The following is a 24,538-nucleotide window of genomic DNA, read 5'->3' as shown; positions in this document are numbered from 1 at the left end:
TGAATTACCTGGTGATCTGCTGTGAGTGGGAGGTGGGTAAGAGGTCGTCATGGGCCTCTCGTCGAGCACGACCGGCTTCGACACGCCAAGCAGAAAGGCTGCCCGCTGGACCGATGTAGCGCATGCCGTGTTCTCGGAGGTTGATGCGTTTGCCGGTATTACCGTCGGTGAGCATCAAATCAACTGGCTGGTTCTGGGTTTCATCAAAAAGCTGGATCTTCGTGCCATCTGGTGAAAAGTGCTTGTTGCCGAACTTCATCAGCATCAGGACCACCGGGCGAAAGTCACGACCGCGTTCGGTAAGCACATAGTCGTAGCGTGGGGGTTTGTCGGTGTAGCTGCGCTTCTCGACCAGCCCGGACTCGATCAGGCCATTCAAGCGACGGGTCAAGGTGCTAGGCGCGATGCCCAAACTCTTTTCAAACTCGTCGAAACGGCTGAGGCCATAGGACAGGTCGCGCAAGATCAGGATGTTCCACCAGTCGCCCACGTGCTCAAGACTGAGCGCAATGGGGCAAGGCATATTGGCAAAGCTTTTCTTCTTCAAGACCAGGTCTCCAAAGCAAAAGGCTGCTGATGAATTATGGTCATAATCTAAAAGAGTAACTATCATTGTGCAAGTGACTATCTCTATGAAAGCGATAGTCGGTGCTAGGAGCTAGGAGCTAGAGGGTGAGAAAAACAGCGGGGGGAATTGAGCTTAGCCGACAGCCCTGCATGATCCGCGACCCGAGTCGAGTTGATCGAGTCGAATCGTCCATGCGCGGAATATTCGTCATGTTCGGCCGTGTAGGAAATCGTAAGCTAAGAATGGCGGCTAGGCTGCCTACGGAAAGCGCCACAAGTAGGAATATGCTGGAGCTGATGGCGGTGTAGAACCGAACACAGCTCGGCAGAATGCATGGGTATTGGGGCGATTAGGCTCGCGGTAAAAAGCCACCCTTCCCAGCTGCGACATAATCCTGCATTGCACAAGAATGGCAAACGGAAAACCCGTCATGTACTCAGGTCGGGGGTTAATAAACATACGTGCGCTGGACACGAGATAGGATGGGGAGTCAAACCTGGCTCCAACGTTCAGGACTGTTCTCCACCAGCTTCGCTGAAAAGGCCCAGGGGCGAATCTTAGAGATGCGGTTGTGGCTCGGCCGAATCAGCGGAGAATTTCTGGGGCAGAATTGAGAGGAGCCCTAAGCAAAATGCACCTAGCGGCGCTGGCTAAGAGCTGGTGGATACGCCCTGTGGTCGGTCGCGGTTGAAAGAGAGTTGCTTTTAATGAAGGCTGGATTCAGGACTGGAAAGCTTGAGTTGCAGTGGATCGGCGGTGTCGCACTCAGGTTTTTTCCCTGATCAAGTCGGCTTCAGGAGGAATCGCAACGGCTTCAGGGGACCCAGCGGAATCAGGTCAAACACCATCAGCCCCGCTCGCCCCAGAGGAAGGATGTCGAGCAAATGGTGGGCCTCCTCCAAATCCACGACGTTGAGCAGGAAGACCACCCCGCTTTCATCCTGCCTAGAGAACCATTGTTCAATCTTACCATCTAGGTAGAGCTGCGCCGTCTCAGACACTTCTTGGGGCATCAGCGACTTAATCGTTTCGAACGTGGGCGGAGTCAAGAATCTTCCAACTGCCAGGATCTTGGTAGTTGGGACTGGTGGCAGGGCTTGGGATGGGTTGCTCATTTTCAGACGACCTCGTTTGAATGATTACTTCGGCAGCTTTCCAGCTAGAAGTCGGATTGAGCTGCACCGCCGGTTCGGGCGGATGGTGCAGCGAAGATATTGCGATCACAGTCTGGGTCGGTTCTAAAGTTACAGCCTCGTGGTCAAGCCGTAACGAAGACCGCATTTTCAGGAGCTAGCAACCTGTCAATGTCCTGCAAGTGGAGCAGCTTAACTGGGTAGCTACGGCTGCTTGTAGGCTCTACGGACGAATTAATGTTGCGGTCGGCAACGCCAGTTCGCCCGGCCCATCTGTCAACGACATATTTGAAGTCTCGAATGGGCCATGACGTTGTCGATCGGGTTAGCCGCAGGATGCAGCAGGGGTTAAACGCAGCCCCCCTATCGAGACGGTGATAGCGAAATCAAATACGCGGTTCCAGGTGCGACCGGCAGCACATCGAGAATTCTCGGCCAGAATTACGTTGCCGCGCCCTATGCACTCGTCACTTTAACGGCCAACGCCAGCAGCTTTTCATCCAGATGTTGAGCCGCGACCTCAAGCTCCGCATTCGGCTCGACAACCATCAGGCTCGAAGGCTTGACGTACATCAGACGGCTGTTGCCGGCCTCTTCTACCAGCAGCATCTCAACCGGTGCGAACAGCCCCGCGTTTATATCGTGCTGCAACATTGTTATGGCTAAGGCTGGATTCCCTAACACGACTCTGATCGAACGCGAAAACGACCCAACCTTTGCCATCCAAGCTCCATGATCGACCAGCGCAAACAGCATGAATCCACTCGGGCCCGCCAGACTTTCAGCTTGCCCTCTGTAGCTCTCCCAAGAGCCGTGGCTTCGCTCAAGCTCGTCCAAATCGACTGGAGAGTGCCCGAGGTCATCCAGCAACGAAGACAGGAGTTGGTCATAGGTTTTCTGGGACGGAAGGTTAACCCGCACACCCTCAAAGCTCAGTTCAATTGGTTTAGCAATCATCGTCGACACCTCATAAAAACCTGGCTGGTGAGCACCTTAGGATTACGGATGAAATATAAAGTTCGACGAGTGTTCGGAGTTGCGGTATTAATTGGTGATGTGTAGCTAAATAGGCCGACACACCAAGGGTGCGTCGGCTGAACAAGGTCACTTTGTGCTGGCAGCTTGCTCAATTGCGTGAACTACGCCCCTCACATCGGTAAGGAATGGTGTGTGCCCGGTGTTGAGCGTCAGCTCATTTTTGACTGGAGTCGCAGCAACCATGCCTGCTTGAAACCATGGGCTGACAACCTGATCTTTGGCGGTGTGAATATAGAATTTCGGGACAGCTCCATATGCGGCAGGGGTCAGTTTGACCGGTGTCGCGAGTGGGCCCAGCGGCTCGTCGAGGATCAGAGCTGGAATTGCCTGGCGCAATTGCTCACTGCCATCGTTAGCGAACAAATCAGCCCGGGCATTACGTGCAATAGACGCAATCCCGTGTTCCTTGTCGATATTCAGCTGTGGCCCGATTTTGGCTTCCTTGTCAGCGGTCGCGAGCGAAAGCAGAGAGTCGCCATCCTTTGGAAGATATGCAGCCAGATAAACGAGGCTACGGACTTTTGCAGGCTTAGCTTCTGCAACGTCAGAAATCACGATGCCGCCGAAGCTGTGTCCAACGAGTACAACCGGCGTCTTAGCGCCATCGAGGGATTTTAGAACGGTATCTCGATAAAGGTTAAGGCTTACTTTATCGGGGCTCGCAGGATTGCCAACTCGTCCGGGAAGAGTCGGTACGATGACTTGATAGCCGTCAGCCTTGAGACCTGCTTCAACGCCTTGCCATATCCCAGCGTTCTCAAATGCGCCATGGACCAGCGCGATGGTAGGCTTCGTATCGGCATAGACGTTGCTGAATACGGCAATTCCGGAGAGCGTTAAGAGTGCAGCAAGCTTTTTCATATAAACCTCTGAGGTGGGAAATTTGAACTTGCCCAAGATAGAAGCCAATCCGATGCGGGAGAATGATCTGAACGCCGTGACTCTTGCTCCGAACGCCGGAAGCATCGACTCACCCAAAAAAACAGATGTGCTCTCGCAAGTCTTGGCACTGGTGCGGCTGAAAGGGGAGACGGTTTTCACTGGAACACTCAGCGACGATGCACTGGCGGTGAATGAAGGCGTATCGCGGTTTTACTTCGTAGAAACTGGACGTATGTGGCTCAGTGTTGCTGATGATCAGGAGGACCCGCTGGAGGTTGAGGAAGGCGATCTCGTCCTTCTCCCTCACGGAAACTTGCACAGTCTCGCCAAGGCGCTCGCAGCAAAAAACTCCAAAGAAGTGAGGACCGTTCGATCCCCGGCGCAAACCGCAATTAAGGTTTATCCTGACACTCACTATATCGGTGGGCTTTTCCGATTTGACGGGGGAAAGCTCCCACCAATTCTCGCCTCATTGCCATCAATAATTCACGTACCGGCGGGACCTTCCGGAACGCCTGCTTGGCTACAGGCAATCTCACACTTTCTTCTCCACGAGGCGAACCAGATCCAGCCCGGCGCTGAGCTGATGGTCTCGCGACTCATCGACCTTCTCGTCATCCGAGCCCTGAGAACCTGGTCCACTTCCGCCCCGGGGCGTCTTGGTTTCATTGCCGGACTAGGTGACGACAGAATCGCTCAGGCGCTTGCTGCCCTTCACGCTGCGCCTTACAAAGCCTGGACGGTACCCGAGCTTGCAAGCGTTGCCTCAATGTCACGATCGAGCTTTGCTGACCACTTTTCTGCAACTGTTGGAGAGGCCCCACTTCGCTACTTAACCCGCTGGCGCCTTCATCTCGCTTCCGAGATGCTGAGTGGGGGGTCAATGAGAGTTAGTGAAGTAGCTGAGCGTGTCGGGTACGCATCTGATGCGGCATTTAGTAGGGCATATAAAGCTTGCTTTGGGTATTCGCCAAGTGAATCAGTCCCCAAAAGCTCTGCTTGACCTTTAAAGAGAAAGATTCGACGTGACCCCTACTCCCCGGCGACATTAATTCACAGGTGTTTCGTGCGGCCGCTAATCAGTCAGGCCTAGCACCATTCTACTCTGCCAGTCTTCATGTTAACGACGCGGATACGCTTGTACCGCGTTGGCTCAGCCAGAGACTGAGAAGACCGAGATTTAACCAGTTTTAGAGCGATTATGATGATCAACAAAATCATCAAAGCAGATTCTCACACGGCCCGCTCCCAGACCGGGCCAACTGAGCCATTTTCCGTACTACAGGTCGCATATGCCACTACTAGACTTTTATGAAATTCCACCGTCCAAAGCACCATCCTCCGATGTGAGCGCTTTTGAAAAATTTGCCAAAGACTTTTTTGTAACGATCTACGGCGCCGATATAGAGAAGACGGTTGGACGAGGGGCAGATGGCGGCGCCGATATTGTGATTCGAGTCGGCGATGAGCGTTGGTTGATTAGCTGCAAGCACTACCTTGTCGGGTCTGTCCGTCGCGATGATGAGGGATCGCCTTTAGGGGACATGCAGCAATGGGGCTGCCAGCAATTTGTCGGATTCTACTCGCCTGAGCCTTCTGCCGGTCTGGAGGCGAAGTTGAGGCAGACAGCTAGCTCAAATACTAGTTTTCGGTATCAGATCTTTGATAACAGAGATATTGAACGAACGCTTATGCAGTCTGGACCCGCAGCTGGATGGCCTCTAGCATCTCGTTGGTTCCCCAAAAGTTTTTCTAAAATCGCATCCTCCCTCGTCTCTCCACTATCGGAATATAGCAATAATGATGTTATCAACACGGACGGAACAGCACGAATTAAAGGGATTTCAACCTTTATTAGCTACAGTAAAAAAAACTTAACCGCCGCAGAGCTTGCATCAAAAGATCTTGTATCGCTTGCCAATGAAATAGCGACGGACAAAGTCTTTGCTATGATTTTCATAGAGCGAATCAAAGAGTTTTGCATTGCAGTCCCCGGCACTTTCCATCGCCCAAGCTTTGTACTAGATGCCAATGTATCGTCCGCAGTCATATTCCCTAGCTGGAACCTAGAGCTAATCAAAAAAATTTGCTCGGACGGAAACAAAGTAGGTCTCAAAAGCATATGTCGGATTTGGTCTCTATGGCATCTAGAGTCCGCTGAAGCCGTTTATTATTACGGGAGAAATATTATAGAGTCAAAGGCCGACAGCCTTATTTCAGTAGACATCACAGACATACGCCACTTGCGTGAGGTAGTAAAAAAACACGAGGAAAATTCAGATTACAATCACAAAGGTAAGCAATATAGGTCCGCACTAACCTTTGCGAGCATCGCCAGCGAAGGCCACACAACTCAGCGGGGCTACTTTGCATCTCTCTTGTGTTATTGCCCTTCAAATCTAACGCCATTCCTTTCCATAGAATATGCGATTGTTGAACTCGCAGCGAGATTTGATGAAAAAGATTCACTTGCCGTAGCTCTAACGAACATTATGTCGAATTTTGACGATTTTGATCTCGATTACATAAGAGAATATAGCCAAACTCTTCTCAGCCACCTAATCTCCATCGCTTACCTCGATCCGGACTACCGGGAGAAGTTGCTCGTTATCAACCCAAATCTGCGATGCATCACTGCACCTATGCTTGATCTGTGGAGCCCGGATGGAGAAGAGAATACCACGATCTCTAACTCATTAGGCTTTGGAAAAAATCAATAATTAGGTCTTCTATAAACACTACCCGACTATTAGGCACGGGTAGGTTTTTATCATGCCATGATCGATATATGTCACACAATTGAGCTGCTGCCGTAGCGAATGTAATCACAGGACCTGATCACTTCGAAAATCAAGTCACTCCATAAGGATTGTGAGCACGTAGCTATTTTTGTTGACCACTTTTTTGTTGAGCGTAACTGTCCCACTACCAATTTCAATTTTCGCTGGATTTCCCTTAATTATCGCCTCATCGATGAAGTGGGGTGCTGACAGGCCCAATACTCGTACCGCAAGCCTCTTAGTGGCTTTCACAAGTTCCCGCTTGCCAGCTTCTTCGTCAGCGAGAGTAGGCACGGTTAGGATCAACCTAACCAGTCGAGGTATTGAGTTTGAACCTTCGCTAAGATAGAGAATCCGAACTCCCCTGACTGATCCAGAGGGGATAGCCCTCGGTTGACTTGTGCACCCCTCTTTCCCATCCTGCGTTTCTCCCCACGCACCAGCGCGCAGCTGTGTGTCATTCAAGACCTTACATATTTCTACAGTCGATCGAACCGTTAATTCAGCGTTGCAATCAAACGAAACCGCCAGCATCGCAACCGCAATCCCGAATACAATCCTCATCAAACCCGCCCCCCGTCTAAAGAATGTTTTGCAATCGATCAATGAGTTGACCGCAATCTATTTCAGCATCAGTTCTGTTTAGCAATCACACCAATGCTCACCGGGGTCATCTACAGGTGATGACTTCTCCCGCTCAATTTGCTTGCTAGAACCACCACCTAAAGGACAAGGGTTCCAACGAACTTTTGAAATCCCTTGGGTGCTCGCAGCTTTCATTAACGTAGGCAATAGACGCACCACTGGCAGAGCTTCTTCGGGCACACCGCAAGTGACGGCAGCGACCACCCAGGCCTCACAGTCAGTCATATTCGCGGCGAGCGTTATCTTTACTTTTTTTAGCCCTTTATATACGTAATGTATTTCATACATCCGCAGTCTATGATTTATATCAGTAGCCAAATCTGCCACCAGCCTAGTTGCAAGAGGGTGAATGAGGGAGCCGAATTCGCTCTGCGCGCACGCTTTGAACTTCAGCAATACCATTATGCGCGGAGGGCGTTGCAACCGGTCTGGAGCAGACTAAAGCGCAATCCTTGGGATAAAAATTTCTGACTACCAAGTTCTGTACATGCGCAAACTCAATCGTAGCCTTTATTATCGAAATCTTTACGATTGGTTTCGACATACTCTTGTACGGTCATAGGAGTTCGACCGGTTAAACGTTCGACAACATCATTTGTGCCAGCGAAAATCCCATTTTTATAGTCCACGTATACCCCCATGAAGTGCTGAATTCGGTGCTCCTGTATTGAACCGACACTGTGCAGCCGAGCTTCGAATGCGTCTAATGGTTCATCCACATAGGTGATCGTTCTGCCCAGTACCTGCGACAGAACCGCTGCAACTTCTGTATGGCTCATTTCAACCGCCCCAAAGAGTTTGTATGTTTTTCCAGCGTGTGGCTCGGGATTCAAAAGGATGGATGAAATCACCCTTCCTTGATCGGCAGCGGCAATGGGCGCATGACGTCCTTCGCCAGCAGGCACGCTCAAGATATTCTGTTCGCGGATCAGAGGGAGTTGAAACGGATACTTCAGCCACTCCATAAAAAAAGTGGGTCTGAGATGGGTGACGGGCACCTCGCACCGATCGAAAATCTTTTCTGCAAACCAGTGCTGCCGAGCAGCGTCACTCTCTGCATCACGGCGGGCTGAGATTTGCGACATGTTTACAATCGCCTTAAGACCGGCCTCATACGCCGTATAGGCAAAGTAAGCAGTAGCCTCCATTAGCTGCGCTCTAACAGGCCAGACAAAGTATGCGCTCACAACTCCAGCCAGGGCTGGTCGCAGAGATTCAGGATCCAAGAGGTCGCCAATCATGACCTCTACGCCTCTCGCGCGTAACGCCGCAGCCCTTTCATCATCACTGTGGACCAGGGCCCGTACTTTTGCCCCAGCCAGCAGCAAGTTATCGATAGTGAAGCGACCGGTAGACCCGGTCGGTCCCGTAACAAGAATCAGTTGTTGGCTCATGAAAGACCTCAGGGATTGTGGGTGAGACGATTTTTGAAAATTGAGGATCTAGGTGCGTGCCAAATTGAGCGTCGCTCCTAAACAATTGACAGGCCTAGGTCCCCCAAGGAGAGTCGGCGACGCGGTAGGTACCGAGCGCGTGCTGATTACCGACTTAGCCCGTCAGGCCGTCCTGCTTCGCTCGTAATGGCATCTTGGGTTCAGAGAGCGCCTGGAATCACAATGACCTAAAAGGAGGGATCTTCGACATTCGCCCTTAGAATTACCCATGTAATCTAAGCCTCACTTGATACCCAACCCACTGCGTGAGGAGCTTCAAAATGACTATCGTTAAAGCCGCCGCCGTTCAAATTGCCCCAGTGCTGTATAGCCGTGAGGGCACTGTTGCGAAGATTGTCGAAAAGATTAAAGAACTCGGTGAGAAAGGCGTTGAATTCGCCGTTTTTCCTGAGACCATCGTCCCGTACTACCCCTACTTCTCGTTCGTTCAAACCCCATTCGAAATGGGCCGCGAGCACTACAAACTGTTAGAAAATGCCGTGGTTGTGCCATCCGCAACCACTGATGAAATCGGGAAAGCGGCTAAGGCTGCAAACATGGTGGTGTCCATCGGCGTTAACGAACGGGATGGCAGCACGCTTTACAACACACAGTTGCTGTTCGATGCAGACGGCACGCTGATTCAGGCTCGGCGCAAACTCAACCCGACTTACCACGAGCGGATGATCTGGGGCATGGGTGACGCCTCTGGCCTGCGCGCCGTTGACAGCAAAGTTGGCCGCATCGGCCAGTTGGCCTGCTGGGAACATTACAACCCATTGATCCGCTACGCGTTGATCGAAGACGGTGAGCAGATTCATGCCTCGATGTACCCTGGCTCGTTCGCCGGTGATCTGTTTACCCGTCAGATGGAGGTCAGCATCCGCATGCATGCTCTGGAATCAGCCTGCTTCGTGGTCAACTCCACCGCCTGGCTGTATCCAGAACAGCAAGCACAGATAATTGCAGACACCGGTTGCGACATCGGCCCGATCTCCGGCGGTTGCTACACAGCAATCATCGACCCACAAGGCGAAGTTCTCGGTGAGCTGACTGAAGGCGAAGGCGAGGTAATCGTCGATATCGACCTGTTCCAGATCGAGATCCGCAAGCGTCAGATGGATTCGCGCGGCCACTACAGTCGCCCTGAATTGCTGAGCCTGAATATTGACCGTACAGCGCATCGCCACGTTTATGAACGCAACGACCGTCCGGTAGTGGAAGCTCGCGACACGTTGCAAGACAGCAGCAACTGATCAGCATCACTCGATCAGAAGCCTCGCTCCCGTTCATACTGGAGGCGGGGCTTTGCCATATCCACATGTCCAGATTCACCGGTTAGAGGTGCCGTCATGCAAGATACAGGGCTCATTGTTTACCCAGGTTTTCAGGTTCTTGGACTTGCCATGTCCGCGACATTGGAACACGCAAACATAATTGCTGGGCGTGAGGTCTATGGAATCACGCTGTTATCGGAGCAAGGTGGGCTGATAAAAACTTCAGCGGGTTTCTCCATCGACACCGAAGCTTTCGATGAACGTCGTTTCGACACACTGCTAGTAATGGGTGATAACGAAGTCCGCCCTGTCAGCGAAGGGATGATTGAATATCTACGTGACTCAAGCACCATGACGCGTCGGCTTGGCTCGATTTGTACAGGCGCCAACGCCCTCGCCCAAGCAGGGCTGCTGGACGGTCGACGGGCGACCACTCACTGGTGCCATGCGCGCGAGATGCAGAAGAATTACCCCTCGGTCAGAGTGGAGGAGGATCGGATTTTTATCAACGACGGACCTATCTGGACGGCCGCAGGCATGAGCGCGTGCGTTGATCTTTCTCTAGCACTAGTTGAAAACGATCTCGGCGAAGAAATCGCCCGCATGGTCTCTAAATATCTGGTCGTCTATCACCGACGCGCGGGTGGGCAGTCGCAGTTTTCGGTAATGCAAGACCTGGCGCCAAAATCCGACCGCATACAGATGGCGCTTACTTACGCAAGGCAGCACCTAAAGGCCGATCTATCAGTGGAAAGCCTTGCTGATGTCGTGAATATGAGTCCGCGGCAATTCAGTCGGGTATTTACAACAGAAACAGGTCAGTCTCCCGCAAAAGCCGTAGAGAACCTGCGCGTGGAATCAGCCCGTATTCTCATGGAAGCGGGCAATCATACGGTGGACGCTGTAGCCCACGAAGCAGGTTTCGGTGACCAGGAAAGAATGCGCCGGGCATTCATTCGAGCATTCGGTCAGCCACCACAAGTTTTTCGCAGGGCGCATCGTCACTGATGTGTACCCGCTTCCTATGCTCCCAAGAGAAAGTTCTTGGGGCGCGTCTCAATTCAGGATATGTGGTTTGTTTCACTGCCGAGCGCGAACTGGGATGGGGATCTCCCGGATGCAAATAAAATCAGCATAGCCTAGGGCCGGCGAAGCAACAGTTTGAAGATCATGATATGTGTGCAAATGAGGAGCGGGACGAAAACCGTTGGAATGTAAAAGGTAGCGCCCAGAAAGCCTGCCTCAAATCCAGGTCCGAACGCACCTTTGTAGAACGCAAATACAAGATCTCCAAAGCCCCAAATGTTGAAGATCCAAAGCGCTAGGATGCCGCCCTTGCGGTTCAGCAGTAAGATTGCGACCCAAGCCAATCCCGTGGCGATCAAATCACCATAGGCCGCAGGATTAGCAAAATCCTTTGAAAGTGAGGTCCCCGCCACGCCTGGGATCAAAAAAGATGCACCCACAAATCTGAAAGTGTGAATTGCCAGCAGCGGGCGAGCAGCATGGCTAAGGGAGAGCGACCGGACCCAAGGCCATAGATAATTTATGCAGATAAAAGCCCAACCCGCGAAGCTAAGCGCAACACTCAACCCGAACAGCAGAAACCCGTTCATATCCTTCTCCAACTGATATTGCTCCAGCCACAAGATGAGGCTAAAGCTGTGAGTGAATATGGAATTCGCCCTAGGACGCGCACGCTAACAAATGACACCCGGGCGGAGCTGGCACTGTCGAGAACTTCGTACCCTTAGCAACCGATGAAGGGCTTGGGCTCCCAGCCCAACCTTCTTGACACCCTAGAACTCTTGCCAGGCTGAATACCTTCGAACGTCTCGACGATGTCGTATAACTCATCGGCCCAAGCGCGCCTTTGGTTGCCCAAGCCCCTCATTCATCTGCGACAAAAAGAGCCTCGGGCTGAGGAACGACTGGAGCGGTTTTCACCATCAAAATTCTGGTTAGTACCAAAGCCAACAATGCAATGGTCGCTGCGACCCAGGCAGCGCTGCTAAAGCTAAATTCGAAGGCTGTGCGCAGAGATGTCGCAATTACCTCTCTCATTTGTCCTGGCAATGCGGCTAGCTGAGACTCGGCATCACCGGCCGAAAAACGCTTTGCAAGGTCAACCGCAACGTCCATAGGCAGGCCAGCTTGCTGTCCAGCGGGTACAAAAACTCTCAGCATCGTGGAGGCGAGTACCGCTCCAAGCGCTGCTACTCCGAACAGAAGCGTGGTGAATCGAATCGTGGACGCGATGCCGGATGCAACGCCAGATCGATTGGATGGCAATGCCCCCTGCACTGCCTTTGCGGTCTCCCCATTCAAAATTCCTGCCCCCGTCCCGGCAATGACCATTGCGATGGCAAACAGCCCATATGAGACGCTTGCGTTCGAAGTCAGAGCCATCAGTGCATTGCCAGTGAAAGTCACTGCAAGCCCAAGTGATAGCACTGAGCGCGGCGGCCATGTGAGCTTAGCCCCCAGACGCGGGACCAAAAACATCGGAAGTGCAAACGGCAGCATAGAGATTCCGGCTGCCATGGGCGAAAAGCCAAATGCGTTTTGCAAGTAAAGCGGCAGATAGAAAATCATGACCTGCGCCCCTGCTGCGTAACCCACCATCGAGGCAACAGTCCCGCCAAAATGTGCAGATCGGAAGATCGCAAAATCAACCATGGGATTAGCTTGGCATCGCTCGACGAAAACGAACAGAACCAGCAGCGATGCTCCTCCGATAAATCGCCATAAAACCGCGGGGGCAAACCACCCTAATGCGTTGCCGTCAATAACTGCCCAGGTTAGTAGAAATAATCCGCTGCTAAAGCTGAGAATTCCACCGTAGTCGAGGCCCTTAGCATGAGGATCACTGGACTCAGGAACGATTTTGAGCGTGGCTATGACAAGCACAGCGCATATAGGAACATTGATTAGAAATGCCCATGTCCATCCAAACATGCTGGAAATGACGCCACCTATGATCGGTCCGCATGTGATCGCAACCCCTAAGCTAGCGCCCCAGAATGCGTAAGCCTTGGCTCGGGCATGGCCTTCAAACGTGTGATTAATAATGGCCAAAGAAGCAGTAAGCAGCAGACTCGCCCCAACTCCTTGGACAGCCCGTGCAAGATTTAACATCAAAGGCGAAATTGCTAATCCACATGCCAGTGATGAAACTCCAAAGAGTGTCATACCGATGACCGCGGATCGGCGGCGCCCGACTTTATCCCCGAACGAACCCGCGGCTAACAGAAGGGCAGCAAAAGGAAGTACATAAGCGGTGATGACCCATTGTACGTCTGAGAAATCGGCGTTCAATGAGACAGCAATAGTCGGCAAAGCGACAGCTACGACGTTTGAGTCGAGCATGACCAATGACGACACTAGCGCGATGACGATCAAAATCATCTGCTGTTTTTTTTCAGGTAACACGTCAATGACCAAGATCTCATATCTCCAAAAATCTAAATAGGATTGCACTCACAATACAATAATTTACTGCTGTACTGCTTGCTCATGTCTTTGGCTGGATTGTTGATACATCTTCGAAGGCCCTAAATTTCGGCATTTGAGCTATGAAAGCTCCTACCCGCTCTCGCCGTTTAGTCTATTTGATGGTAGACGCTGAGACATGGCGTGATCTCCGCTTCTAAGCGGATGAGCACGAACTTGACCAGGGGATACGCCCCGGATTTGCTTGAAAGCCTTGCTGAATGAGTACTGTGAGGAATAGCCCACCCGAGTGGCTATCCGGGAGATACTCTCGTCGGTGTCCTTGAGCATCTGCGTCGCGAGCCCCATTCTGAATCGCGTCAGATAGGCATACGGCGTCTGGCCAACTGACATCGCAAAAATCTTCGCGAAGGCTGACCTAGATAGCCCAGCAGAAAGCGCAAGACTCTCAAGCGTCCAAGGTTCGAAGGGCTTTTCATGTATTCGGGCCAAGGAAGCTGCGATCTGTCGCCGCTGGCTTATGGACACCAGCGTTTCAGCCGGAGCACTGCGGATGTTCTCCCACTCTCGAAGAATATATATAAAAATGGTCGAGAGGAGATGCCTGATCATTTGTTGGGTCCCGAATTCTTTTCGCCGTAGCTCCTCACGGAGCTGGTTGAGGTTCTCCGATATAGGAAGGCTATTGCACGCTTCAAGATGGACGTACGGAGGTAGGGATTTTAAAGTACTGAGCAAATTTGCGGCTTCTAAATCAAAAAAACCACAAACAATAGCTGTCGCATCGTTAGCTTTACTAATCGTGCCATTTAATTCCGCTAAAAACTGTTCCACCGGCATCGTCAGGCTGTCAGGTCCATGCACCACTTTGTGTGGCGCGCCCTGAGACACCACCATTATATCTCCCGACTGTAATTTGATCGGCTGAAATGTATCTGAAAAAACGTAAGCGTGGCCCTCAAGCACAAAGTGAAAGTACGCGCCATTGTTAAACGGAAGATCTACTCCCCAGTCCCCCGATATCCTTGCCTGCATAAGGATGACACCTGGAGCGACGAAATGATGTTTCAGAGACTTATCATGAGGCATACAGATCTCGTAACGGTTTAATTCATATATTGAAAAATGCGTTATACCGCACCGAAGCATGATCACAGTGAGGCAGGATTATGCAGCCACAGTCTACTCGTGCCTAGCTAGCCTAGAGCTGTACGCACCAAATAGATTTTTGACATTGGTCCTGTCGCGCACTAATTCCACCCGATTCTAGATCCCCGACCGGTAGCACGTACGAGACTTCAATACAGGCTAGCATCGTAGGATTATTGATGTAATATGATATTCGATTGTCCCAGCTAATTCAGCAAAATTTTCACTCAGCAGCAGTGATTTACGTCTGAACACTATTGCTGGACGTGCACAATCGAAACCTGCACCATTCACACGACTCAGAGGAACAATAAATGGACACCAACAAACCTATTCTGGTAACGGGCGCAGCCGGCAGTATTGGTGCTGTGGGAAATGTCGTGACAACCAAATTGCTAGAGCGCGGCCACAAGGTCAGGGCGATGGTACATCGCGATGACGAGCGGGCACAAAATCTGCGTGACAAAGGCGCTGAAGTCGTTGTAGGAGACTTGCTCAATCTGCACGATATGCACCGCATCATCGAGGGATGCGGTTCACTCTACTTCGGAATGTCTGTGTCAGATAGTTACTTGGCCGCGACGGTAAACGTCGCAGCAGTCGCAAAGCATCACGGAATCGAAACCTTCGTGAATATGTCACAAATGACTCTTTCCCAAATGAGCATTACTGAAACTACAGATAGTCCGCAACACAAGCTTCACTGGTTAGCTGAGCAGGCCCTAAATTGGTCTGGATTACCCATTGTGCACGTTCGCCCAACCGTATTCATGGATGGTTTTTTCTTAAAGTTTTCGACTCAAACTATCAAGGGACGGGATGCTTTAATCCTTCCCTTCGGTGACGGAAAAACCTCACCAATTGCTGCGAGCGACGTTGGTTTAGCTGTGGCGGAAATCCTTTCGAATCCAACTCCACATATTGGCTCGATCTATCATCTCACTGGGCCAGAATGCGAAGACATGTCTTACTATGCAAAACAGTTCACCGCCGTGCTCGGCAGACCAATTTCTTATATCGACGTTCCAGTCGCTGCATGGCGGGAAGCGGTGAAAGGCGCAGGACTTTCCTCACACGTAATTGACCACTTGTCAACGATGGGAAACTTACACCGCGCTGGCCGTTACGCTCGAATGTCAGATGATTTCTTTAAACTGACAGGCACGCAACCGATTGATGCCAGGACTTTCATAAGCCGCCACGCCGCAAGCTTCGAGAAATAGTACCAAAGACAATTATGGTGCAGCACGCTTGAGACCAAGCGTGCTGTGATTTTGGCACCGAGCACAAAAAGGTCAAACTGACTAGAACTTACGGAAATCTTCCTAAGTAGTCCATCTTACCGAGTGGGACACCTTTATATCGCAAAATGTCATAAGCGGTTGAGAGGTGAAAAAAGAAATTCGGAAGAGAAAATTGCAAGATATAATTCTGAGATGAGAATTCCAAGGTCCCGTACGGTATGACCAGGGACACTTCTTGTGTTTCGCTGAGCGCAAATTGCTCTGGTGTTAGCTTTTCTAAATACGAGACCGTCACGGCAATACGATCCCGCAACTGCTCTATATTGGCCTCATCATTAGCGAATATTGGCGCTTGCGTCCCACTCAACCGTGCCCCACAGCCCTTGGCCATCTCAGTCGCTACCTGAATTTGTCCCCTGAGGGTAAACATATCAGGCGCCAAACTCGTAGCTACGAACTCTGCCATCACCGTTTCAGAACGCGCAAATTCTTCAGCCTTTACAAGCCACTGCAAAAGATTCCTGAACCCTCTCAAAAATACAGGGACTGAAATATCGTAATTATTCATCCAGGGTCACGCTCCATACAACATCATAAAAATCACTTAACTATCTCGTTATGGAGAGGACGACCCTTCAGCCCTCCTCCCCCTGCCCATTACATATCGACCGGTGGAAAATCCAACGAAGTGTGCGCAACGTTGTTCAAAAGGTTTGTGAATACAAGTAAAGTCACCTGCGAAATGACTTCTATAATCACCGCGTCGGACAGACCTTCAGCCCGAGCTGTCGATAGAACTTCATCGTTAATGTGACCGCGCGCCAGCGATACTTCACGGGCAAAAGTCGCGTAGGCATCCAGGGTACCGTTACGGGCGCTTAGCAACTCTTCTTTTGAGAGCCCGACCTTAGATCCAATCAATGAGTGCACGGCAGTGCAATACGAGCACTTGTTAACCTGAGATACCGCCAACGAGATAATTTCTCGTTGCTGAGCAGTCAAGGAAGTATTTTCATTCGCCTGGTGAAACTGGAGGTAGGTCGCAAGACCTGCTGGCGAGTGAGCCAAAACCTTGAAAACGTTCGGAACCATCCCATAGGCACTCTGGACACTTTCCAGCAGCGGACGCGAACCTTCAGGGGTTTGTTCAGCTGACAATACGCTAATTCGGGACATGAAATTCACCTACTCTAAATTGAAGTTGGGTTTAGCAAAAAATTCAGATTACATCCTTGCGTTAGAATCGGTGGACTATAATCATAAACGTCGACCGAAATACTTGCTCTATGCATTCACTACCGTCTGAATAATATTGAGTGCAGGCAATAGCGTCTGGGCAATTTCGCTAGCTTTGGCGGTCGGCCTAACTCCGCGCGGCCCCACAGGCACGAACAGCCTGTCATTGAAACGCTTGCGAAGCCGAGCTAATGATCCGCTTACTGCCGGCTGCGTGACATTCAAGCATACCGCTGTTTTAGAAACGCTCAACTCGCGAAATAAAACAATGAAAACGAGCAGTAAATTCAAGTCGATGCCGCTCAACGCTTGCTCGTCAATGTCCATGATTAATATCCGAACCTTCCCAGACTAATACCAAGCGCAGGGTACAAACCGCAACTATTATTGCGCTGGAGACTTGATCAACAATGACAAAGGTGACAATGGGCCGACGGGAATGAACTCAAACGAAATCAAGCCCGCTCGATCCAAGGGCATTTTCGCGAAAATAGCGCGTGCTTCATTGACGTCAGTCATATTCAGTACAAACACTACGCCAAGCTTGTCATTACGCACGTTCCACTGCTCGATCTTACCATCAAGGTGGAGCTGAACAGTTTCACGCACTTCCTGAGGAAGCACCTTACTGATTGCTTCCTGCGTTGAGCCCGGCGTGACCGTCCCTATTGCGATAATTTTAGTGGTTGGGACAGAAGGCAATGGTTCGGCGCCGGCAAAGTTGCTGAACGAACATGCTAATACCATAGCAGCTGCTATGAGGCCTAACCGACTTTTGCCAGCCAATAACTCCAATCGCATTTTCATCACATTTCCTCTTTGGATGACTACTGCGCATTCGCAGTAATCCGGTAAGGTTTAGCCATAATGGTCGGTATTGCGTTAAGCCACATTTGGCATTCGTCGTATCCGACCGGTTTAAAACATTATGAATATTTACTTGCCCGCTCTCTATCGTCAATCACGACAGCTTTCGGATGGTTTGCGCCATAACTACACTTCAATCATCGCGCCGGACCATAGGTATTTTGTACGCACTAGGCTTCGGCAACAATGTCGTAGTTCCCACCTTTTAAGCCACACCATCCACGCCGGGCGCGGCGTTCTTGTGTGCCACTGAGATCTATGACCTACTAGCAGAAATGAACTGTTTGAGACCATTCACGCCATGAAAATCACGATTCTTGCCATTGAAGGCGTCTTTGATACCGGCTTGACGGTTTTGCTCGATGCATTCGCCACGGCCAATGACTTGGGGATTTTACTGCTCGAAACGTCACCCCATTTTAAGGTTGACACAATTGGCGTGCGTAGTTCCGTCAGGACCGCCCGTGGCCTGGAAGTCCCGGTGAGTCCAGTGGATCCCAGTTCTCGCCCTGACTGGGTAATCATTCCGGCCCTGAACACCCGAATGCCTGAGGAACTAGTTGAGTCCTTGGGGCGTGCTGACATGCTGGACGCTAAGGAGCAATTGTTAACCTGGCATGATCAGGGTGCAGGCATCGCAGCCTCTTGCATCGGCACTTTTTTGCTTGCTGAGACGGGACTGCTATCGGGACACGAAGCTACAACCAGTTGGTGGCTCGGACCGTTCTTTCGTCAACGCTATCCGGACATCGCTCTAGATGAATCTCGTATGTTGGTTCCTGCGGATCGGTTGGCCACCGCGGGCGCGGCCATGGGGCATCTGGATCTCGCATTATGGATCATCCGTAAATTCAGTCCTGAGCTTGCTGGGCTTGTAGCCCGCTATATGCTGGCTGATTACCGTTCACTACAGGCTCCGTACATCATCCCCGAACACATGGCACACGCAGATCCGCTAGTTGAGAAATTTGAGCGTTGGGCACGTAGCCAACTGAGTATCGGCTTTTCATTGCAGGAAGCAGCAAAGGCTCTCGCTACAGCGCCTCGCACACTTCAACGTCGGACAGAAGCGGTACTCGGTAAATCTCCATTAGCTTTTTTTCAGGACATGAGGGTCGAGCGCGCCCAGCATCTGGTTAGGACGACAAACATGGACATCGAAGCCATCGCCGCCGAAGTGGGTTATGTGGATGGAGCCACATTACGTACCCTCCTCCGCAAAAGACTTGGGCGGGGCGTTCGGGAGATGCGTGCAGATACTCGGTGAGGTATCAGAAATTATAGCCGTGTCCCCATGCATCCGATCATTTAAACGGGGTTTGTTGGAAGCTGTCTCTCTGAGAGAGACGCTCGTAAAGCTTCAGCAGCTCCGCATATCGGTTCTCCCAATCGTTGAGCGGCATACGATACTTGAGGTATGACAATGCGACGCCGACGACCACCTCTCCCAACGACACCACGACGGACCGGGTACTCATAACCGTGTCTAAGGTTTGTAGAGTTTTGCTAATTGCTTCAGTTCGCCGCTTACCCAAGAATGAATCTCCCGCAGCCTTCCCTTCGTATTTGCCTGCGATCACACTGGTGAACGCGGCTTCCATCAACCCTAGGCCCAAGCCTACGACCCTCAACGTCTCCCGATCATCCAAACGAAGGAGTGGCTTATCGTGAGTTAAGGTGTCAAAATGCTGAGCGATCAATATTGACTCTGATATTGGAATCCCGTCATCTGTAACGAGGACCGGAATTCTGTTTGCCGGATTGATCTCTAACACTGTGGATTGTTCAGCCCACGGGTTACACCATTCTAAGGTAACGCTCTCGGCCAGCCCCTTCTCGATTGCGACAATTCGGACGACACGGGAATAGGGAGACGAATCATTGATAAACAGTTTCATATGAAGTGCGTACTCAAAAAGTTTATCTGGCTGTTTACTAGTTTAAAACTCACGCGTCGTTATTTGTCTTGGTACACACGCCCATGACTAGGCGCAGCTTGCCTTCTTTAAGGTTGCGCGCAAAGTTCTCAGCCATCTGGCCAAACCGATTCCCCATCACCAGCTTCAGTGTTGGGCTGACGTTTTCCTTCTCCATGGAAGGCAAACGAACTGTCTCAAACCATTCGATGACCTCCTCCGTGACGTCCGCCCAACTTTGCACGACGAAGCCGGTTGCCTGGAGCACGGTTCTCGTTTCGGGCTCGGTCAAGAGGAAGCTTTGATTCTCGGCCTCCGCCCAAGGCACAGGGTAATGAGGAGTCGGTTTGGCATCCGTGGCCAGCACGTCAAAAAATCCGAATTCACCTTCCGGTTTAAGGACTCGATTGATCTCGCTGTATGCACTACGGCGATCAGGGATATTCATGACAACGTGCTGTGTGTAAGCCACATCGAACTGCTTCGCTTCGAAAGGAAGAGAGCAGAGATCGCCAACCTTATAGGTAACGCGCTCGCCCAGACGCGTACGGCCGGCCAGGAGCCCCGCGATCTCTACAAACGATTCCGTTAGATCAACGCCCGTCACCTGGCAGCCAAAATTTTCGGCTACGTAGCGCGAGGGGCCGCCCAAGCCCGACCCTGCATCTAACACAGTCATGCCCGGCCGAACATTCAGCAGCCTGATGAAATCAGCAGTGGTCTTTAGGCCTCCACTGTGGAACTGATCCAACCCAGCCAACTGCTCTGAGCTAATCGTCCCCTCCCCAAACTTCGCGAGCATTTCTTTAACGCGGTCGATGTGACCGCCCTGCTCCGCAGTTCCCTGGTAATGATCACGTACTGAATTTATGCCGCTGCTCATACGTACCTCACGGTATCTACTAACTTGACGAGGACTGCCGGGAAGAGCTTGCATTTATAGCCAGTCCCCCCGAGGGACACATTGCAGTAACGCGTCCCCCGAGTTGCAAACCATTAAACGGATAGGAGCTAGACTTCAGGGCGCAGCAGTGCTGGAGGAACTACGGTCTTAACAAGGCCAGTAGCAACGTCATACACCATCCCGGTGACAGTAAAGCCGCCGGGAAGGTTTGGGTTCGCTTTCAACGCGGCGACATCAATTGCGACTGCCGCGTATGGATCGGCGATCGCCAAATTATCGAGATCGGCGGTAGTCACCCCAAGGTTTTTTGCCAAAAGTTCTGGAGCGTGATGAAGGCACGGGGTAATTCCGCAATCCGTGTGGTGAAGAACGATCAAATTCCACCCTGGCCCCATTTCCTTCCCCTGCGCAACTGCAACCGAACGAACGATAGCCATATTTTGCAGGGTTGCAGGATTAATCCTGCCGCCTACGTTACGGATGACAGCAGCTTCACCGTGCTTAAGTCCCAATACGTCCGCCGGGTCGACACGGGGGTCAACACACCCAATGACTACGGTTTTCATCGAGGGCATGATTTTGAGATCAGCGTTAAAACCCTCTTTCGCGAACGCATCGTTCCGTTGGATCAGATCGTCAATTACGCTCATATCTTCCTCTACACATAGGTACTAAGGCTATTAAAGAAGCCGCATATCTCTTGAATGACGGCTTCGACGTTGGAGTCAATTGTCCTCGCGTCTTAGGTCGCTGAGTATTCTCAAAAGTGACAAGTACCGGATCATTTACGTCAACATCGCACTCATTCGGCCACCAGCTACCAATGCCTTTGCCCCACCTGTTTATGAGGAACAGACACAATCAGCGGGTACGCTACCGCCCCACCGCAGCCCGAAAGCAGTGAAATGCGACCGTGCCAATACTCCTGTCTACGGTCAAATAGGGTAATAGGGGCGGACCACAATTTAAATTTCGCGCGTCGCCCGCTATCAACGAGGCAGAGCCTAGCCGCAGGCCCATGACCAGCCAATGTCAGAAAATCCAAGAATTTTGTCTATTCGTATATAACTAGCGATTTATACAAAATGGCCCTTTAGAACGAACGCGCACCATATTTTGTGGTCACAAGCGAGGGGAATGCGATCCTGTTGTTAAGAGCATGTCGGGCCTCCAAAACTGTAAGGGGCCACCCAGATAGTACTCGGCTAGCCTCGCTCAACGACCAACTACTCTGAACCGTCTAAGACTCAGGTTGTTTCGCCCGCTCTATACACTAGCCTTTACCTTCGACTAGCAGACTGGAATGCAGTTGGTGAAATGTTATAGAGTACCGTTGGCGTGAAGTAGAGGCTCTCAACGGGTATCGGGCAGATAATTCGCTCGACATTGACTAAGCATCCATTTGAAATAGCACCCATTGAAAGAGCCGATGCCCGTCCACTTTTAGTTACAGAATTGAGATTTACGGAAAATTCACCAGCCTGCATTAAATCAGAATAAATCACGCCTAGAGATTGACTGTTTTCCACACTAAGCACGCTTCTGCGCACATTAGTCGAGACCTGTGCTCTGGCGATGAATGCTCCACGCTGGTTAAAAATTTTCATCAAGCTTCCATTGGCAATCCCTCGGAGCTGTGCGTCCATAGGATTAATCCAAACTATCCCAAAAGTGGGGGGCCGATATTGGTAATTAGCACCATCACCCGACGTGCGAAAAGAGCTGACCGGCATCGTTCGAGCCAGGAGATGAAATGGATAGGTAACGGCTAACTGGCTCCCTAACCACTCCTCTTTCTCGTACCAAGTAGGGTGGCCTGCACAATTCTCGTACTCAAAATCCAAAATAACATTGGAAAAAAGCTCAATTTTTCCAGAAGGCGTACTTAATGGGTTCCGAAGCGGATCTGCCCGAAACTTGCCGAGGGAACGGTCGATTTCATTAGACAAGAAACTCCCATTGCAAAACACTCGTCCCGTCTCATATTCTAATCCCTCCCTGTATGTCAACTCGCCTCCGAGCTTCAAACTGGTGGAGGCATGAATATGATTTTTGGCCCCTTCCCCTAAAGGAAGGATTGCTCGAAAAGCTGCGTATCTATCCAACCGATCAGCAAGCGCGCAAAAAATATCAATCTCAGTCCAACTCTCCGCAGTGTCAACGCCGGATCTACAGGAATCCCTACTCACTCCACCAGTCTCATCAGTTAAAGTAGCGGCCTGCCCGCTCTGCTGCTGCACTGGAAGGTCCGGTAGAACAATGTCTGCGTATCTGGCGGTTTCGTTCCAGTTAGAGGCATGAACGACGGAACATTGAAGATTGTGCAAAGCTCTGTGAAGACGATTGCTATCTGGATGAAAGTGAAGCGGATCAGCACCTGCGCAATAAACGAGAGCAATATCTGGATACGTCAGATCTTGACCATTATAGGGGAACTGAAGACCCGGCGATTCAAGCATTTCTCCCATCTGAGCGATGGGTATAGCTCTAGCAGTATTGGTAAAAGGGTCAATACCCACAGTTAGGGGATTCGAAATCTCGGGCGGCGCCGATATGCCGTTGGGTAAAGGTTCTGTTTCCATCACTAGCCCGCCGCCAGGAAGCCCAATGTATCCAAGCGCAGCCGCCAGCGCGATTCCTGCCCAGTAAAAGTGTTCGCCGCTTTCACTGGCTAGATTTGAGGCAGAAAGCTCCAGAACACATCTTTCGGCAGCCATCAGGCGTGCCAAAGTAAGAATGTCTTGCGCCTCAATCTCCGATTTGGCCTCTGCCCAGCTCGCATTTTTGGGAACACCATCAGACTCGCCCATTACGTAACTTGCAAACACTCCGAAACCCGAACAATGTGTGGAAATAAACTGCTTATCGTACAAATCTTCGTCTATCAGGGTGTGCACAAGCGCAAGCATGATTGCCACCTCGGTATCAGGACGACAAGCCAGCCAACACCCCCTCGACGCCGCATATGCACCATCCTTAACTGGGCTCACATTTACAACGGAGATATGACCGTCCTCGATCGCTTGCTTTCGACGCCACGAGCTTGATCCCTGCACGTTCTCCAGGCCATTGGCTTGAGCGGAGGCACCACCCATACATACGATTCTCTTGCAGTGGATCGCACCTTCCGCACTGAATATCTCATCTGCTTGAAAGCTGGCAGCGGCTGCCCCTAAAACATGTGGGAGTAGAACGTTTGCCGGAGCGTAACGATAGTTTCCAATACCGTCGGTGCACCCACCTAAGCAATCCAAAAACCGATGCAGGTAGCTGCCTCTACCTTGCCGTGACGTACCATCCAACGAGTTATCAGAACACGCATAGATGCCGCTCACGCCTTTCATGACCATCGCTTCCGTCAAGGCTTGCGCCACCAGGTCTATAGCTTCGTCCCATCCTACGGCCACGAATGGCTCTCGCCCACGAAGCGTCGTATCGCCTGTAAACCCATTCAGGTAGTAGCTTTTACGGATCAGAGGTTGTGATATTCGGCTTTTTGCGTCAGCAACTTCCAAGGACGGCCGACCCTCGGACTGTGATGCCGACCTTTGAAACGGGGGAGCGCCAACAGAAGAAGTGTTTTCATCAAGAAGAGCAAAGAATCTGTTTTTCAGTCCAGCTAACCGCAACATTGACGCGCGTTTCATGCACCCACTCCTTGCGGCTTCATCGGCCATAAGTGGAGGTCTGAAATTCAAAACCGACAGATGCAAATCACCGCGGCCGCATGGGACGGATACGACCGACGGTTGGCTCTACGGGGAGCTTATTTGGTCTGCGTACGGGAAAGCGTGAAGTTTCACCCTCTAATTCGTTTAAGCATGGCGGCACTACGCTGCCGGCATCCGCCTCCAACCGATCACCGTCAAAGCGGGCTTAGCCCACTGGGTCAACGCAAGGATTTTTGGGCGACGCGATGCCAATGCCCGACAACCCTATCCGTAAAAACGACATCAGACGCATCTGCCGCATCACTTCTCAACCAGACCGCAACAAAGCACCTATGCTGACCT

Annotated in this window: 23 protein-coding genes; 6 read left to right on the top strand and 17 right to left on the bottom strand. The window is 51.3% G+C overall.

From position 1 onward, the window contains the following. Positions 1 to 4 precede the first annotated feature (4 nt). The 4 genes from ACIQAL_RS03645 to ACIQAL_RS03630 all read right to left on the bottom strand — a co-directional run bounded on the left by ACIQAL_RS03645 (position 5) and on the right by ACIQAL_RS03630 (position 3,600). Positions 5 to 547 carry a winged helix-turn-helix transcriptional regulator gene (locus ACIQAL_RS03645; RefSeq protein ID WP_401142530.1) on the bottom strand — a complete coding sequence of 181 codons (543 nt, stop codon included), beginning with the start codon at positions 545 to 547 and terminating at the stop codon, positions 5 to 7. Between the two features lie 803 nt (positions 548 to 1,350). Next, positions 1,351 to 1,683, bottom strand: coding sequence for a hypothetical protein (locus ACIQAL_RS03640; RefSeq protein ID WP_401142528.1), 333 nt, complete (start codon positions 1,681 to 1,683; stop codon positions 1,351 to 1,353). 474 nt (positions 1,684 to 2,157) lie between these two features. Further along, positions 2,158 to 2,658, bottom strand: coding sequence for a DUF302 domain-containing protein (locus ACIQAL_RS03635; RefSeq protein WP_401142525.1), 501 nt, complete (start codon positions 2,656 to 2,658; stop codon positions 2,158 to 2,160). Between the two features lie 147 nt (positions 2,659 to 2,805). Further along, entirely contained in the window at positions 2,806 to 3,600 is a 795-nt protein-coding gene (locus tag ACIQAL_RS03630) for an alpha/beta fold hydrolase (RefSeq protein ID WP_401142522.1), read from the bottom strand. Positions 3,601 to 3,622: 22 nt separating this feature from the next. On the opposite strand from ACIQAL_RS03630, the gene ACIQAL_RS03625 reads away from it, so the two are divergent. Next, positions 3,623 to 4,624, top strand: coding sequence for an AraC family transcriptional regulator (locus ACIQAL_RS03625; protein WP_401142519.1), 1,002 nt, complete (start codon positions 3,623 to 3,625; stop codon positions 4,622 to 4,624). 289 nt (positions 4,625 to 4,913) lie between these two features. Beyond that, the gene (locus tag ACIQAL_RS03620) at positions 4,914 to 6,341 is read left to right on the top strand and encodes a restriction endonuclease (protein ID WP_401142516.1); all 1,428 of its coding nucleotides are present in this window, start codon (positions 4,914 to 4,916) and stop codon (positions 6,339 to 6,341) included. A gap of 135 nt (positions 6,342 to 6,476) precedes the next feature. Here ACIQAL_RS03620 and ACIQAL_RS03615 read toward each other — a convergent pair whose 3' ends face one another. Both ACIQAL_RS03615 and ACIQAL_RS03610 read right to left on the bottom strand, forming a co-directional pair. Next, positions 6,477 to 6,695, bottom strand: a complete 219-nt coding sequence (locus ACIQAL_RS03615) for a hypothetical protein (RefSeq protein WP_401142513.1) — start codon at positions 6,693 to 6,695, stop codon at positions 6,477 to 6,479. Between the two features lie 848 nt (positions 6,696 to 7,543). Continuing rightward, positions 7,544 to 8,440 (bottom strand): NmrA family NAD(P)-binding protein, encoded by an 897-nt coding sequence (locus ACIQAL_RS03610; RefSeq protein WP_401142511.1) that lies wholly within the window; start codon positions 8,438 to 8,440, stop codon positions 7,544 to 7,546. Positions 8,441 to 8,760: 320 nt separating this feature from the next. Between ACIQAL_RS03610 and ACIQAL_RS03605 the strand changes: the two genes are divergently transcribed. Together ACIQAL_RS03605 and ACIQAL_RS03600 are read left to right on the top strand one after the other, a co-directional pair. Then, positions 8,761 to 9,735: a nitrilase-related carbon-nitrogen hydrolase gene (locus ACIQAL_RS03605; protein WP_401142508.1), complete on the top strand. Its 975-nt coding sequence runs from the start codon at positions 8,761 to 8,763 to the stop codon at positions 9,733 to 9,735. Positions 9,736 to 9,831: 96 nt separating this feature from the next. Next, positions 9,832 to 10,764, top strand: coding sequence for a GlxA family transcriptional regulator (locus ACIQAL_RS03600; protein ID WP_401142505.1), 933 nt, complete (start codon positions 9,832 to 9,834; stop codon positions 10,762 to 10,764). 131 nt (positions 10,765 to 10,895) lie between these two features. Here ACIQAL_RS03600 and ACIQAL_RS03595 read toward each other — a convergent pair whose 3' ends face one another. The 3 genes from ACIQAL_RS03595 to ACIQAL_RS03585 all read right to left on the bottom strand — a co-directional run bounded on the left by ACIQAL_RS03595 (position 10,896) and on the right by ACIQAL_RS03585 (position 14,298). After that, positions 10,896 to 11,372, bottom strand: coding sequence for a hypothetical protein (locus ACIQAL_RS03595; protein WP_401142503.1), 477 nt, complete (start codon positions 11,370 to 11,372; stop codon positions 10,896 to 10,898). Between the two features lie 274 nt (positions 11,373 to 11,646). Further along, complete coding sequence (locus tag ACIQAL_RS03590) at positions 11,647 to 13,200, bottom strand: MFS transporter (RefSeq protein WP_401142500.1); 1,554 nt, start codon at positions 13,198 to 13,200, stop codon at positions 11,647 to 11,649. Between the two features lie 141 nt (positions 13,201 to 13,341). Next, complete coding sequence (locus ACIQAL_RS03585) at positions 13,342 to 14,298, bottom strand: AraC family transcriptional regulator (protein ID WP_401142497.1); 957 nt, start codon at positions 14,296 to 14,298, stop codon at positions 13,342 to 13,344. Positions 14,299 to 14,672: 374 nt separating this feature from the next. Between ACIQAL_RS03585 and ACIQAL_RS03580 the strand changes: the two genes are divergently transcribed. Further along, positions 14,673 to 15,581 (top strand): NAD(P)H-binding protein, encoded by a 909-nt coding sequence (locus tag ACIQAL_RS03580; protein ID WP_401142494.1) that lies wholly within the window; start codon positions 14,673 to 14,675, stop codon positions 15,579 to 15,581. A gap of 88 nt (positions 15,582 to 15,669) precedes the next feature. Here ACIQAL_RS03580 and ACIQAL_RS03575 read toward each other — a convergent pair whose 3' ends face one another. From ACIQAL_RS03575 to ACIQAL_RS03560, 4 genes are all read right to left on the bottom strand, one after another. Continuing rightward, positions 15,670 to 16,170, bottom strand: a complete 501-nt coding sequence (locus tag ACIQAL_RS03575; RefSeq protein ID WP_401142492.1) for a DUF1993 family protein — start codon at positions 16,168 to 16,170, stop codon at positions 15,670 to 15,672. Positions 16,171 to 16,259: 89 nt separating this feature from the next. Next, a complete protein-coding gene (locus tag ACIQAL_RS03570) occupies positions 16,260 to 16,778 on the bottom strand; it encodes a carboxymuconolactone decarboxylase family protein (protein ID WP_401142489.1) in 519 nt (172 codons plus the stop codon). Positions 16,779 to 16,886: 108 nt separating this feature from the next. Continuing rightward, the gene (locus ACIQAL_RS03565) at positions 16,887 to 17,165 is read right to left on the bottom strand and encodes a LysR family transcriptional regulator (RefSeq protein ID WP_401142486.1); all 279 of its coding nucleotides are present in this window, start codon (positions 17,163 to 17,165) and stop codon (positions 16,887 to 16,889) included. 57 nt (positions 17,166 to 17,222) lie between these two features. Beyond that, on the bottom strand, positions 17,223 to 17,645 hold the full coding sequence (locus tag ACIQAL_RS03560) for a hypothetical protein (protein WP_401142483.1): 423 nt from the start codon (positions 17,643 to 17,645) through the stop codon (positions 17,223 to 17,225). A 361-nt stretch (positions 17,646 to 18,006) separates the two neighbouring features. On the opposite strand from ACIQAL_RS03560, the gene ACIQAL_RS03555 reads away from it, so the two are divergent. Further along, the gene (locus tag ACIQAL_RS03555) at positions 18,007 to 18,972 is read left to right on the top strand and encodes a GlxA family transcriptional regulator (RefSeq protein ID WP_401142481.1); all 966 of its coding nucleotides are present in this window, start codon (positions 18,007 to 18,009) and stop codon (positions 18,970 to 18,972) included. Positions 18,973 to 19,009: 37 nt separating this feature from the next. Here the strand turns inward: ACIQAL_RS03555 and ACIQAL_RS03550 are convergent, their stop codons facing one another. The 4 genes from ACIQAL_RS03550 to ACIQAL_RS03535 form a co-directional block, all read right to left on the bottom strand. Beyond that, positions 19,010 to 19,603, bottom strand: coding sequence for a glutathione S-transferase N-terminal domain-containing protein (locus tag ACIQAL_RS03550; RefSeq protein WP_401142478.1), 594 nt, complete (start codon positions 19,601 to 19,603; stop codon positions 19,010 to 19,012). Positions 19,604 to 19,652: 49 nt separating this feature from the next. Further along, positions 19,653 to 20,504 carry a class I SAM-dependent methyltransferase gene (locus ACIQAL_RS03545; RefSeq protein ID WP_401142476.1) on the bottom strand — a complete coding sequence of 284 codons (852 nt, stop codon included), beginning with the start codon at positions 20,502 to 20,504 and terminating at the stop codon, positions 19,653 to 19,655. Positions 20,505 to 20,632: 128 nt separating this feature from the next. Next, complete coding sequence (locus ACIQAL_RS03540; RefSeq protein ID WP_401142473.1) at positions 20,633 to 21,175, bottom strand: carbonic anhydrase; 543 nt, start codon at positions 21,173 to 21,175, stop codon at positions 20,633 to 20,635. A 630-nt stretch (positions 21,176 to 21,805) separates the two neighbouring features. Further along, on the bottom strand, positions 21,806 to 24,172 hold the full coding sequence (locus ACIQAL_RS03535) for a molybdopterin-dependent oxidoreductase (protein WP_401142471.1): 2,367 nt from the start codon (positions 24,170 to 24,172) through the stop codon (positions 21,806 to 21,808). Between the last annotated feature and the right edge of the window lie 366 nt (positions 24,173 to 24,538).

Origin of the sequence: Pseudomonas sp. NPDC088368 (assembly GCF_044753445.1) — a bacterium.
GTDB lineage: Bacteria > Pseudomonadota > Gammaproteobacteria > Pseudomonadales > Pseudomonadaceae > Aquipseudomonas > Aquipseudomonas bambusae.
The sequence above is the reverse complement of the archived record's forward strand: the minus strand, read 5'-3'. Positions and strand labels throughout refer to the sequence as shown.